Below are 12,723 nucleotides of genomic sequence, written 5' to 3' on the forward strand. Positions count from 1 at the left end.
TGTCAACGTGGCGCAAGGCTGTCAGTCATGCGATATCGCCATGAACACCGGGACACTGGCTTGTCCTGGCGCGGCGAAAAAAGTACATTGTGCCGTAAGAACATGACAATAAAGGTCCGGGATGGTGAGGATGCACATCCGGGAGATCCTGCAACGAGGAGAGGAAAATGGCGGTAACACAAACAGCCCAGGCATGCGATCTGGTGATTTTCGGTGCCAAAGGCGATCTTGCACGCCGTAAACTGTTGCCTTCGCTGTATCAGCTGGAGAAAGCTGGTCAGATCCACGAAACCACCCGCATCATCGGGGTAGGCCGTGCAGAGTGGGATAAAGCAGCCTATACCAAAGTGGTGCGCGAGGCGCTGGAAACCTTCATGAAGGAAAAAATCGACGAAGCGCTGTGGGATAAGCTCAGCGGTCGTCTCGATTTCTGTAACCTCGATGTGAATGATACGTCGCATTTTACCAAACTGGGCAAAATGCTTGATCAAAAAGAGCGCGTGACCATCAACTACTTTGCCATGCCGCCGAGCACCTTTGGGGCAATCTGTGAAGGTCTGGGTGCGGCGAAGCTGAACGCAAAACCTGCCCGCGTGGTAATGGAAAAGCCGCTGGGCACCTCGCTGGAAACCTCACGCGAAATCAACGATAGCGTGGGTAAATTCTTTGATGAGAGCCAGGTATTCCGTATTGACCACTATCTGGGTAAAGAGACAGTACTGAACCTGCTGGCGCTGCGCTTTGCTAACTCAATCTTTGTGAATAACTGGGATAACCGCACCATCGACCACGTGCAGATCACCGTGGCTGAAGAGGTGGGCATTGAAGGCCGCTGGGGTTACTTTGATAAAGCGGGCCAGATGCGCGATATGATTCAGAATCACCTGCTGCAGGTGCTGACCATGATTGCCATGTCACCGCCCTCCGATCTCACTGCGGATGCCATTCGCGATGAAAAAGTAAAAGTGCTGCGTTCACTGCGCCGGATTGATCAAACCAACGTGCGTGAAAAAACCGTACGCGGTCAGTACACAGCAGGTTTCGTGCAGGGTAAAAAAGTACCGGGCTATCTGGAAGAAGAGGGCGCTAATAAGCAGAGCGCAACCGAGACCTTCGTTGCTATCCGGGTAGATATCGATAACTGGCGCTGGGCGGGGGTCCCGTTTTATCTGCGCACCGGCAAGCGCCTGCCTTCTAAATGCTCTGAGGTTGTCGTCTATTTCAAGAATCCGGAGATGAACCTGTTTAAAGACTCCTATTCTGAACTGCCGCAGAACAAACTCACTATTCGTCTGCAGCCGGATGAAGGTGTGGATATCGAAATTCTTAACAAAGTGCCGGGGCTGGACCACAAGCATAAGCTACAGACCACCAAGCTGGATCTGAGCTATTCGGAAACGTTCAACCAGTCACATCTGGCAGATGCCTATGAGCGCCTGCTGCTGGAATCGATGCGCGGCATTCAGGCGCTGTTTGTACGCCGCGATGAGGTAGAAGCCGCCTGGACCTGGGTAGACTCCATTATCGAAGCCTGGAACGCGGATGGCGACGCCTCTAAACCGTATCAGGCGGGCACCTGGGGACCGGTGGCCTCCGTTGCCATGATCACCCGTGACGGCCGTTCATGGAATGAATTTAGCGAGTAATCGCTCGCTGCACTAAGCCGCTTTTCATGATCAGCTGATACCCCTGCAATGCAGGGGTATTTTTTTGCGCCGCATGCAGTAATGCCTGTCAGTGACGGGCAGGTACCACAGAAGCATTGCCACAGGGGGCGTCATAGACGCAGAGCAGCGTTATCTTGTATGGTAGAGCGCTAATGACGCTAACGCAGCCGGCGGGGCTGCGGTGACAGGAAAACCGCATGAAAAACTGGAAGATAAGTGCAGAGCAGGTGCTGAGCACCGGGCCGGTCGTGCCGGTTATTGTCGTGAACCAGCCTGAACACGCTGTGCCGATGGCAAAAGCGCTGGTCGCTGGCGGTATCCGGGTGCTGGAAGTAACGCTGCGCACGCCGGTCGCGATGGATGCGCTGCGCGCCATTATTCGCGAAGTACCGGAAGCGATTGTGGGCGCCGGTACGGTTATCAATACGCAGCAGCTGAAAGAGGTCACGGACGCGGGCGCGCAGTTTGTGATAAGCCCGGGGCTGACTGAATCGCTGCTCAGAGCCGCCACAGAGGGGCCGGTACCGCTGATACCGGGGATCAGCACCGTATCAGAGCTGATGATGGGTATGGATCATGGCCTGCGTGAGTTCAAGTTCTTTCCGGCTGAAGCTAACGGCGGCGTCAGGGCGCTTTCCGCGCTCGCCGGACCCTTTCCGCAGGTACGGTTTTGTCCGACAGGCGGCATTTCACCGGCAAACTATCGTGACTATCTGGCGCTGAAAAGCGTGCTTTGCATTGGCGGATCGTGGCTGGTGCCGGATGACGCGCTTCAGCAGGGCGACTGGGCGCGGATTACGCAGCTGGCGCGTGACGCAATCGCGGGCGCGCGGTAGCCCCGGATGCAGTATCTGGCAGCAGGCATATGACCTGCTGCCAGCGCTGTCAGCCTTCGGCAGTTATCGCTGCCGCACTGGCGACGGCGCGCGCCACCGCCTCTTCCGTGCTCTCTCCGGTTGCCAGCGTGACGCCCAAACGGCGCTGTCCGCTGATTGCCGGTTTACCAAACAGGCGAAGCTGCAGACCTGCGCCCAGCGCGGCATCAACGTGTGCAAAGCGCACATCCTGACTCTCCAGCCGGGGCAGGATCACGGCCGATGCCGCCGGGCCATACTGGCGGATGCTGCCGACTGGCAGGCCGAGAAACGCGCGCACGTGCAGAGCGAACTCAGAGAGATCCTGAGAAATAAGCGTCACCATGCCGGTATCGTGCGGGCGCGGCGACACTTCGCTGAACACCACGTCATCACCACACACAAACAGCTCAACGCCAAACAGGCCATATCCGCCCAGCGCGTTTACCACGCTGGCGGCGATCTCCTGCGCCCGCGCGAGAGCAGCGGGGCTCATCTGCTGCGGCTGCCAGGATTCGCGGTAATCGCCATCCTCCTGCCGGTGTCCAATCGGCGCGCAGAAGTGGATACCGTCAACGGCGCTGACCGTCAGCAGCGTAATTTCAAAATCAAATCTGACCACGCCTTCAACAATGACCCGACCCGCGCCGGCCCGGCCGCCCTGCTGGGCATAGTCCCACGCCTGCTGCAGTGCGTCCGCGCTGCGAATAAAGCTCTGACCTTTGCCGGATGAACTCATCACCGGCTTAACGATGCAGGGAAACCCTATCGCTTCCGCTGCAGCAAAAAAGTGCGCCTGGCTGTCGGCAAACTGATAGCGTGAGGTGGGCAGGTTCAGTTCTTCAGCGGCCAGGCGACGGATCCCCTCCCGGTTCATGGTCAGGCGTGCGGCGCGTGCGGTCGGCACCACTTTCTGCCCCCGGGCTTCAAGCTCAACCAGCGTATCGGTGGCAATCGCTTCAATTTCCGGCACTACATAGTGCGGCTGTTCACGGGCGATCAGATCAGCCAGCGCCTCGCCATCCAGCATATTGATTACGTGGCTGCGATGCGCAACCTGCATCGCCGGCGCGTCGGCATAGCGATCGACGGCGATCACTTCCACACCCAAACGCTGGCACTCCAGCGCCACCTCTTTACCCAGCTCACCTGAACCCAGCAGCATAACGCGCGTGGCCCCGGGGCGCAGCGCCGTTCCGAGAGTTGTCATACCTGTCACCTTAGCAGTCAAAAAAAGCGCCAGCAGTATATACGAAAACGTTTGCGTCCTCACGTTTCGCGTTCGTAAAGATTTTCCGTACTTTGCCCGCTCTGACATTTTCTGACGCAGGTTGCGCCAGGATAAAGCGGACTAACTTAAACGGGAGTTAAACAATGAATCAGTGGCTGCAGCAGCTTCAGACGGTTCTGACAAAAAAAGAGGGCGACAGAAAAGCGTCCGGGCTGGGTGACCTCCTGGGACCCGGGGCACTGGGCGGGCTGGCAGGCCTGCTGGCGGGCAGCAAATCGTCACGTAAGCTGCTGACCAAATTTGGCGGTAAGGCGCTGCTGCTGGGCGGCGGTGCAGCGGCCGGTGCGCTGTTATGGAATAAATATAAAGATCGTATTCGCACCGCGTATCAGCCTGCATCCGGCACTGACGGGCAGCAGACGCCGCCTGACCAGCGTGCAGAGCGACTTATCACTGCGCTGGTATTTGCCGCGAAAAGCGATGGCCATATCGATGAGGCTGAACAGGCTGCGATCGAGAAAAATATTCAGCAGGCGGGCTACGGCGCGCAGGCAGAGCGGGTGATTAAGCAGGCAATCGCGCGCCCGCTCGATCCACAGTGGCTCGCGGCCGGGGTAAAAAATGAAGAGGAGGCGCTGGAACTCTACGTGCTCAGCTGCGCTGCTATTGATGTTGACCATTTTATGGAGCGCAGCTATCTCGCCGCGCTGGGTGATGCGCTGGCTATTCCGCAGGATGTGCGTGACGGGGTGCAGCGGGATATCGCTGCAGAATCTGCTGGCTGACAGGCTTAATGCCGCTGCGTCTGCGCCAGCTCTGGCATTCCCGCCTGATTGGTGCCACGCTTGCATAAAACGATTTCTCAGGGAGAAACCGCGTTATGAAACAGCCGCAGGCAAAAAAAATTCCACATGTCATGACGTTGCATGGCGAAACACGCACTGATGATTATTTCTGGCTGCGCGATGACGATCGTGAAGACCCCAGTGTGCTGTCCTATCTGCAGGAGGAGAACTGCTACGGCAGGGCAATGATGGCGTCTCAAAATGCACTGCAGGATAAGGTGCTGAAAGAGATTGTTGATCGTATTCCGGGCCAGGATTACTCCGTGCCTTATACGAAAAATGGCTTTCGCTATCAGCGCCGCTATGAAGCCGGCAACGAATATGCAGCCTTCTATCGTCAGCCGGTTGAAAGCGGAGCGGAGGCAGCCTGGCAGCTGCTGCTTGACGGTAACATGCGCGCCGCGCACAGTGACTTTTACACCATGGGATCGCTGGATATCAGCCCTGATAATCAGGTTATGGCGCTGGCAGAAGATTTTTTATCGCGCCGCCAGTATGGTATTCGCTTTCGTAATCTGCAGAGCGGCAGCTGGTATCCTGAAGTACTGCATAACGCGTCATCCAGCGTCGCGTGGGCAAACGACTCGCGTACGCTTTACTATGTGCGCAAACATCCCAAAACGCTGCTGGCTTACCAGATATGGCGCCATGAACTGGGCCATCCGCAGAGTGACGACCAGCTGGTGTATGAAGAGAAGGATGAGAGCTTCCATCTCAGCGTACATAAAACCACGTCAGAGCACTTTATTCTTATTGCGCTGTTCAGTACCACCACCAGTGAGATCCTGCTGCTGGATGCAGAATATCCTGATGCGCAGCCCCAGGTGTTCTGCCCGCGCCGGCGCGATCACGAGTACAGCATCGATCACTACAATCACAATTTTTATATCCGCTCAAACCGCGACGGCAAAAACTTCGGTCTCTATCGCAGCGCCTGGCTGGCGGAGCAGCGCTGGGAAACCCTCATCCCTGCCCGCGAGCATGTGGTGCTGGAAGACTTCCAGCTGTTTCGCAGCTGGCTGGTGGTGGAAGAGCGTCAGCGCGGCGTCAGCACGTTGCGGCAGATCAACCGGGCCAGCGGCGAGAGCTATGGTATCGCGTTTGACGATCCCGCCTATGTGACCTGGCTGGCGTTTAATCCCACGCCGGAGAGCGATACGCTGCGCTACGGTTACTCCTCGATGACCACTCCCGATACGCTGTTTGAGCTGAATATGGAGACCGGAGAGCGGCGGATCCTCAAACAGACGCCGATACCGGGATTTGATCCGGATGAGTATAAAAGTGAGCACCAGTGGATCAAAACGCGCGACGGCACCGAAGTGCCGGTATCGCTGGTTTATCACCGTAACTATTTCCAGCGCGGTAAAAATCCGCTGCTGGTCTATGGCTATGGCGCCTACGGCAGCACGATGGAAGCGGGTTTCAGTGCCAGTCGCGTCAGCCTGCTGCAGCGCGGTTTTATCTATGCCATTGTGCACGTACGTGGAGGAGGCGAGCTGGGGCAGCAGTGGTATGACAGTGGTCGTCTGATGCATAAGATGAACAGCTTCACTGATTTTATCGATGTGACGCAGGGGCTGGTGGCCAAAGGCTATGGTGACCCGCAGCGGCTCTATGCCATGGGCGGTAGCGCTGGCGGGCTGCTGATGGGCGCGGTTGTCAATATGGCGCCGGATCTGTTCCATGGCGTGGTGGCGCAGGTGCCGTTTGTGGATGTGGTGACCACCATGCTGGATCCGACCATTCCGTTAACCACCGGTGAGTATGATGAGTGGGGTAACCCGGAACAGCCCGACGCTTATCACTATATCAGTCGTTACAGTCCGTACGATAATGTGACCGCGCAGGCGTATCCGCATCTGCTGGTCACTACCGGACTGCACGACTCGCAGGTGCAGTACTGGGAACCTGCCAAATGGGTAGCAAAACTGCGCGAACATAAAACCAGCGACACGCTGTTACTGCTCTGTACCGACATGGACTCCGGCCACGGCGGTAAATCAGGACGCTTTAAATCCTATGAGGGTGTTGCGCAGGAGTTTACGTTCCTGATTGCGCTGGCGCAGGGCAGCCTGCCGGATCGGATTGATTACTGATCGTCTTTGACATATTTGCGCAGCGCCTGCCGCAGCGGCGGGCGCAGGTCGCGTACATTTTCCAGTACCCAGCGCAGATAGCCCGGATCGCGGCGTGCAATCGCGCTGATGCTCTGCCCGCGGTATTTACCAAACGGGAAGAGATCGCCGGACACCGCAGCCGGTTCGGTGCGGCTGACCATCTCTGCCGGACTCCAGCCGGAAATCTCCATAATACGGATCAGCAGTGCGGCGGTAACATAGCAGTCATAAAGCGCGCGGTGTGCATGCAGGTTAGCAGGCGGCGTTACCTCAAGTTTCAGGCTGTGCCGCAGCGCCTGATTACCATACTTAATACCGGGCCACAGTTTGCGCGCCAGCGTCATGGTGCAGATCCATTCGCCGGGCATGGCGGGCAGCATACGGCGGTCAAAGCTGGCGTTATGCGCCACATAGTGCGGACTGCCGTGATAGCGGCTGATGATCGCTTCTATCGGAGGTTTATCTGCCACCATGGCTTCAGTAATGCGATGCACCATCATTGCCTGCCGGCTGATAGGGCGATCCGGACAGACCAGATCGCTCATCGGATTAACAATCTGCCCGTCAATGACATCCACTGAGGCGACTTCAACCACGCCGCCCTGCAGGCCGCAGGTTTCTGTATCTATCACGCGTAACATAAATTATTTCTGCTTAGGTTCGTAGGGCAGGCGGGAAAGGCTGAGCGAAGCCTGACGATAGTGCATCAGGCGCTGGCGGAACCAGTCGCGCATCGCTTCCGGCTGCTCGCGCTCAACCATCTCCGCCACGACCGGCATATTGTAGCGCTCTTTAAACGCGACGCCTGCTGCCGCCAGCTCAACGTTGACTTTGTCTTTCTCTTCCTGCGACAGCTGTGCAAGATTATAACGCATGCTTTTCTCCTGATAATCAGCGGCAAAAATAATAGTTTCATGCAGCAGGATCAAGGGCAACCGGATCGCACTGCAGGTCTCGACACGCTGAATCCGGCGGCGTATCCTGCTGCCACATCAGCGGCAGCGCCGGAAAACCCGCCGGGTAGTCCGTTAGTCTGCCGTGTCAGTAAAGATGAAATGAGGTCAATATTTTGCTGAAAAAAGTGATCCCAGCCTGCATGCTGCTGGCGCTCTGCAGCCAGGCGCTGGCGGGTGAAATTATTACGGTCAGTCGTTTTGAAATTGGTAAGGCAAAGTGGCCCTTCACGCGTGAAGAAGTCATGCTGACCTGTGAAAAAGATGGCGCGCTGTTTGCTATCAATCCCAGCACGCTGCTGCAGTACCCGCTGAATGAAAAAGCGCTGGCGCGCGCCGATGCCGGGCAGGGCACGCTGCAGTCGATTAGTACTATTCTGGCAGATGATAAAGCGCACCCTGGCAGCAAAATGTCACTACAGCCGATTATCGATCGTGCGCAGCAGCTGTGCGTTAATTAAAAGAGGGCTGACGCTGCAGCTCAAAAGCGGTGCGTGCGTCTGGTAGTGCCAGCGCGATCACAGAGTTGGCAGCTTTCCGGCTCACGTCAGGCGGCTTGCTGGACAATGTTCGCCGTTGAACTACCTTTAAATGGCAAGGCACCTCGCCTGCAAAAATGCCAACTTTTAGCGCACGGCTCACTACGAGCCATTTCCCTGGACCCGATACAGGAATCGTATTGGGTCTTTTTTTAATTGTTTGTTTTTAAAGGTTATTTTTAGCCTTATGTGAAAGCAGCCGCCGTGTGTCCGAAAGTTTTATATCCGGCTTAAACCATCACATATTCCTGCCCGCGTGAATCCGGATATCTTTTGACCCTCAACATGTTCTGCTTCTGTCTATGCGCCTGGATAGCATCCGGAAATAAGCATCCGGCTTTCTTCAACCCCGGCGGACTGAAGAGTAAACGCTGTTGTCAGACGCGTTATTCACGGTCTTTTTCAGTGATATCAGCCAGGCTGACACTGGCTGCTTCCGGTGGCAGCAATAAGGGCAGGGCCAGTATATGTCCTGTTTTACTCTGAGTGACGAAAAGGTGATTTACCTGACTTCGCTGATAGTCATTCTGGAAATATCCTCCCTTCTCCGGCCGGTCAGCGTTCGCCAGCCACGCCCCTATGTGAAGTGCGATAGCTTTCAGAGCAGGGAAGCTTTCAGGCGTTATCCTTAACCGCAGGGACAGGCATACGCGTTGATTCAGCCGGTTCCGCTTCAGCACATCTTCACTTCTTCCGCGACAGCCTCTCTGAAAACATGCATGAGCAGCGAGCATAACGCGGCCGCTATCGTCAGCTTGTGTGCTTCTCATCGCTGTAACTCATTATTCTGCACTATGCTTATCCCTGACGATTCGCGCTGTATTGAGTGCCTGCAGGGTATAAAATCAAAGCCAGCACCTTATAACTAACGTGAAAATAGAATCATGGAGGGCAATCCAGCGTGAGTATGGATAACTCAAACCAAAAAAATAAGGCAGTAATACATCTTGGCGCTGAGCAGATTGTCATAGAGCGCAGATACCGCGCCCTTGGCGCCATAAACGATGCCTTAATTGCAGTATGGTTTCTGATTGGCAGCATCTTTTTCTTTTACGATTCACTTATGACAGATGGCACCTGGCTTTTTGTGGCCGGCAGCCTTCAGTTGCTTCTGCGCCCGGTGATAACGCTTGCTGAGCTAATACACGTGAAAAGGTCTTATAACAGGCGGCGGAACTAAATAACATTATCGTTAGCCCCGACCCCCATCCACGGGGTGCCTGCCTGCTTTGTCTCTGCTGGTGTAATGAGAGCACAGTGCGTGCGTTCCGATCCGGTGTGCAGCAGCGGTTCAGGCGGTAAAGTAAACTATCAAAGGCAAAAGTACTTCTGTATGCTCTGTATCTCCGATAGACAGGGTAGGTTTTCTTTTGCCCCAAATTAGCTTTAAGTTATTCTGTTTTCCCTGCTTTTACTAAATGTGTTAAAAAAATAAACCCAGGTTTACATTTATGATATATGACTGCTTTTTATACTATGACGAAGATATGCTGCTGGAGTTAAGACTTAACACTCTTTATGACTATGTTGATAAATTTGTGATAGTAGAGTCGTTGTATACCTTTACGGGTGTTCGGAGAGAAAAGCTTCATTTTAATATAGAAAAATTTAGCCGATTCAAAGATAAAATAATTTATGTTGTCAATGATGCGGTTCCAAAAATCCATCATCAAAATTTCCATTCGAATGGCTCATTCGTAGAAGCTGGCACTTCCGATCCGTGGGAGAACGAAACTACTGCACGTAACGCCATTATGAAAGGATTAACTGAAGCCGACAATCAGGACATAATTATGGTGTCAGATGTCGATGAAATACCACGTCCTTCTGCATTGCAGTGCTTCAGCCATCGGCATCTTTGTACTGTGCTTCATCAAAATTTTTACAACTATAAATTTAATGTGCAGGTACTGAATGAGGATGGCTCTCCGCGCCTCTGTACACTTCCTAAAATGACAACGCTGAAAAACCTGAAAGGTTTTTTTCGTAGCCAGCCAGACATGCTGCGTAATGTAAAGCGTAAAGGAACACCTGTTCGTGATAGCTGGTGGCGCTGGCAGCTGCTTAAAATTTTTACACGTACAGTGAGTGATGCAGGCTGGCACTTTTCCTGGGTCATGACTGATGAACGCATCAGTGAAAAGATGTCTACTATTTCGCATACCGAGCATAATGTTCCGGAGTTCAATAACCCGGACCATATACGACGCTGTGTTGAGCAAAACGTTGATATCTGGAATCGCTCACGAAAAATGGTTGTCAGGCCAGTAACTTCAGCTTATATGCCTGAATGGTTAGTGCTGAACCAGAAGCGGTTTATGGATTATATAAAGCCTGTCTGACGCAAAATGAAAAAGCCTGGAAACTTGCGAACTGAGGTAAACAGGCTATGCTTAAAGCGTACTATCTCAATGCGCCGCATCTAACGACGGACTGTTTGTTAATCACTGACGATCAACAGGCGCACCAATTCAGGGCTCTGCTTTGGCAGGGCCTTTCCTCTACTGGCTGCTGACTGAAAAGTGCAGTCAGCAGCCGGCAAGACTCTCACTCCAGCAGATAAATACCCGCAACGAGTGTGCCAACAGAAATAATGTGCAGTAGCTCAGTCATGGTTCGCCCTCCTGGATATGTACAGATGAAGTCAAGGACGGATATCACAGTTCGTCAAATTTAATCATTGTGGGTGATTATTTTAAAGCAGCGTAATGACTGTGCGTTTTGTCTGAATTCAGCATTGCGCCGGCTATCTTAGCAAGCCGCTAACTGATTAAGTTCAGAGAATAAAGTGAGTTTTGTTTAGCGTGTGTGCTGAATAGCATCACTCCCGCTACCCGTTTTTAGGTCTGTTTGCTCTTAAAAATGCAGCAAAACTCTTTTTTTGTACTATATTGTTATGGCAAAGGGTGAGTTTTGTAAAAAACAACGCTGCATCCTCAATAACAAACAGACAGGCCGCGAAAGGCCGTTTTAAACTAAAGGATATAAAAATTATTTCAGTTTCAATCTCTATGCGTTGCCCTCACTGCCTGGGCTCGCAGTATCGTAAATCCGCCTTTGACGTTTCTGAGAAGAATCCGGCGGGTGCTAAGTGCATATTCTGTAAAACAGCGATGATTGCCCTTAACCCGGCGGCGATGAACACGTTAGCTAAGCTTAAAATGAATAACGAAGTGCTTCACAGATAACGGATCTCTGTCATGCAAAAGGCCACCTTCGGGTGGCCTTTTTTATGCTGGTGTACTGCGGTAAGCCCAATCAAGACTACAAAATAATCCAGTGCCGGGCAGGCGTTCAGGCCTCAGGCTGTCCTGCCGGGCCCTTACTCATCGGTCCCCCGGGCACCGGATGCTCCATCGGCGGAGCGGGGCGGCCATCAGGACCAATCGGACGTTCCGGTTGCTGACAACCTGCCAGCATCAGCAGGCTGGCAGAGATAATCATGCCACTAAAAAACAGCTTCATTCATACACTCCCTGATTAACAGGCAACCTGGCGTTGCACATTAACTCTGGCTGATAAAATGCAATCTGTCGTTAGCGCCTGGCTTAATTTCACTGACCGGTAAAACCGATCAGGCCCGGATTTCTTGTCTCAGGCGTTGCCGTGCATGGCGTCATCGCTTCTGTTGCCTATACTTAGGTTCTTAATGACAGGAGGCAAGCATGTTCAAACATAACAGTAATGAAGAGCGCAAACATGAGGGTGATGTAGCCAAAGGATTGCCTGAAGCGGCACCCTCTGCCGGAAACGCGTATGAAGAGGACGATCATCCGGTTCAGGACGCACCAGACGAGCATGGCGAAATTCCCCGTACGCGTGATAGCAGTGAAGATGAAAAGAAAGATCCCTGGGAAGATAAAGGGAAATAACGCGTAGACGCCAAATAAGCAGGGTGTGGCATTTATCTTTTTTTCTGCGGCTGGCGCACATATCCCTCAGGCCGCCGCAGTATGTCAGACAGGTAAGCCTATACTGAAAATACCCAACCCAGGGTCAGGAGGTAAATATGTCAGAACGTCCAGATGATCTTCAGCCTATCCCCGATGATGGACAGGCACCCGGTGCAGATGAGGATTTGCCCATGGATGATGGCGCAGTGCCCAACGATGACGCCATTCCTGCGGGTGATACGCGCAGAATTTAATCGGGATACATTTACCACTCAGTTGACCCCGTCTGGCGCTGCACGGGGTTTTTTATGAATAGGGTCAACAGGCTGGACTGCTTATCCGTAAAGAGTAAAGCCGCGCCATACAGCCTGAAATGATATAAAATGCATCTGGCTTTTTATATTTCAGGACAAATTAGTAATGGCAGATACACACTATTTACTCTGGGTGATGACAGGGACGCTAACGATTCTCAGCCTGTTTATTGGCGCCATTGTCGGACAGGCAAAAACCCGCCGGCTGGGTATGATGACATTTACCGGTCTCTGGGCATTTTTTATGCTGGCCATATTTCTGATCACCCGTTAACCCACTATCAGCAGATGCACCAGCCGGGCCAGC

Annotated in this window: 16 protein-coding genes; 11 read left to right on the forward strand and 5 right to left on the reverse strand. The window is 53.4% G+C overall.

Annotation, left to right across the window (positions count from 1 at the left end; translation table 11 throughout):
• Window positions 1-167 precede the first annotated feature (167 nt).
• Together zwf and SB719_RS02460 are read left to right on the forward strand one after the other, a co-directional pair.
• Window positions 168-1,646, forward strand: a complete 1,479-nt coding sequence (gene zwf / locus SB719_RS02455; protein ID WP_065649112.1) for a glucose-6-phosphate dehydrogenase — start codon at window positions 168-170, stop codon at window positions 1,644-1,646.
• Between the two features lie 218 nt (window positions 1,647-1,864).
• Window positions 1,865-2,503 carry a bifunctional 4-hydroxy-2-oxoglutarate aldolase/2-dehydro-3-deoxy-phosphogluconate aldolase gene (locus SB719_RS02460; RefSeq protein WP_065649113.1) on the forward strand — a complete coding sequence of 213 codons (639 nt, stop codon included), beginning with the start codon at window positions 1,865-1,867 and terminating at the stop codon, window positions 2,501-2,503.
• A gap of 49 nt (window positions 2,504-2,552) precedes the next feature.
• Here the strand turns inward: SB719_RS02460 and purT are convergent, their stop codons facing one another.
• Window positions 2,553-3,731, reverse strand: coding sequence for a formate-dependent phosphoribosylglycinamide formyltransferase (gene purT / locus SB719_RS02465; RefSeq protein WP_304232787.1), 1,179 nt, complete (start codon window positions 3,729-3,731; stop codon window positions 2,553-2,555).
• Window positions 3,732-3,895: 164 nt separating this feature from the next.
• Here purT and SB719_RS02470 point away from each other — a divergent pair, with 164 nt between their 5' ends.
• Together SB719_RS02470 and SB719_RS02475 are read left to right on the forward strand one after the other, a co-directional pair.
• Window positions 3,896-4,537 carry a tellurite resistance TerB family protein gene (locus SB719_RS02470; protein WP_412158859.1) on the forward strand — a complete coding sequence of 214 codons (642 nt, stop codon included), beginning with the start codon at window positions 3,896-3,898 and terminating at the stop codon, window positions 4,535-4,537.
• Window positions 4,538-4,632: 95 nt separating this feature from the next.
• Entirely contained in the window at window positions 4,633-6,696 is a 2,064-nt protein-coding gene (locus SB719_RS02475) for a prolyl oligopeptidase family serine peptidase (protein WP_412158860.1), read from the forward strand.
• Here SB719_RS02475 and exoX read toward each other — a convergent pair.
• Both exoX and SB719_RS02485 read right to left on the reverse strand, forming a co-directional pair.
• Window positions 6,690-7,358: an exodeoxyribonuclease X gene (exoX, locus tag SB719_RS02480; protein ID WP_313066134.1), complete on the reverse strand. Its 669-nt coding sequence runs from the start codon at window positions 7,356-7,358 to the stop codon at window positions 6,690-6,692. The two genes, SB719_RS02475 and exoX, sit on opposite strands and share 7 nt — an antisense overlap.
• A gap of 3 nt (window positions 7,359-7,361) precedes the next feature.
• Window positions 7,362-7,592, reverse strand: a complete 231-nt coding sequence (locus SB719_RS02485) for a DNA polymerase III subunit theta (RefSeq protein WP_065650458.1) — start codon at window positions 7,590-7,592, stop codon at window positions 7,362-7,364.
• A gap of 191 nt (window positions 7,593-7,783) precedes the next feature.
• Between SB719_RS02485 and SB719_RS02490 the strand changes: the two genes are divergently transcribed.
• The gene (locus SB719_RS02490; RefSeq protein WP_304233020.1) at window positions 7,784-8,131 is read left to right on the forward strand and encodes a YebY family protein; all 348 of its coding nucleotides are present in this window, start codon (window positions 7,784-7,786) and stop codon (window positions 8,129-8,131) included.
• Window positions 8,132-8,595: 464 nt separating this feature from the next.
• Here the strand turns inward: SB719_RS02490 and SB719_RS02495 are convergent, their stop codons facing one another.
• Window positions 8,596-8,979, reverse strand: coding sequence for a hypothetical protein (locus SB719_RS02495; protein WP_304232795.1), 384 nt, complete (start codon window positions 8,977-8,979; stop codon window positions 8,596-8,598).
• A gap of 137 nt (window positions 8,980-9,116) precedes the next feature.
• Between SB719_RS02495 and SB719_RS02500 the strand changes: the two genes are divergently transcribed.
• From SB719_RS02500 to SB719_RS02510, 3 genes are all read left to right on the forward strand, one after another.
• Window positions 9,117-9,389, forward strand: coding sequence for a YrhK family protein (locus tag SB719_RS02500; RefSeq protein ID WP_304233024.1), 273 nt, complete (start codon window positions 9,117-9,119; stop codon window positions 9,387-9,389).
• Window positions 9,390-9,660: 271 nt separating this feature from the next.
• On the forward strand, window positions 9,661-10,551 hold the full coding sequence (locus SB719_RS02505) for a benzoate transporter (protein WP_412158861.1): 891 nt from the start codon (window positions 9,661-9,663) through the stop codon (window positions 10,549-10,551).
• Between the two features lie 669 nt (window positions 10,552-11,220).
• Complete coding sequence (locus SB719_RS02510; RefSeq protein ID WP_240484898.1) at window positions 11,221-11,397, forward strand: hypothetical protein; 177 nt, start codon at window positions 11,221-11,223, stop codon at window positions 11,395-11,397.
• Between the two features lie 106 nt (window positions 11,398-11,503).
• On the opposite strand, the gene SB719_RS02515 is transcribed toward SB719_RS02510, so the two are convergent.
• Complete coding sequence (locus tag SB719_RS02515; protein WP_167350672.1) at window positions 11,504-11,674, reverse strand: hypothetical protein; 171 nt, start codon at window positions 11,672-11,674, stop codon at window positions 11,504-11,506.
• A gap of 200 nt (window positions 11,675-11,874) precedes the next feature.
• Between SB719_RS02515 and SB719_RS02520 the strand changes: the two genes are divergently transcribed.
• The 3 genes from SB719_RS02520 to SB719_RS02530 all read left to right on the forward strand — a co-directional run bounded on the left by SB719_RS02520 (window position 11,875) and on the right by SB719_RS02530 (window position 12,690).
• Window positions 11,875-12,081 (forward strand): hypothetical protein, encoded by a 207-nt coding sequence (locus SB719_RS02520; protein WP_039384852.1) that lies wholly within the window; start codon window positions 11,875-11,877, stop codon window positions 12,079-12,081.
• 137 nt (window positions 12,082-12,218) lie between these two features.
• Window positions 12,219-12,356: a hypothetical protein gene (locus tag SB719_RS02525; RefSeq protein WP_167350673.1), complete on the forward strand. Its 138-nt coding sequence runs from the start codon at window positions 12,219-12,221 to the stop codon at window positions 12,354-12,356.
• Between the two features lie 166 nt (window positions 12,357-12,522).
• Complete coding sequence (locus SB719_RS02530) at window positions 12,523-12,690, forward strand: hypothetical protein (protein WP_166713891.1); 168 nt, start codon at window positions 12,523-12,525, stop codon at window positions 12,688-12,690.
• The last annotated feature ends 33 nt before the right edge of the window (window positions 12,691-12,723 follow it).

This window comes from Pantoea sp. SIMBA_079, from assembly GCF_046940275.1.
Lineage (GTDB): Bacteria > Pseudomonadota > Gammaproteobacteria > Enterobacterales > Enterobacteriaceae > Pantoea > Pantoea borealis.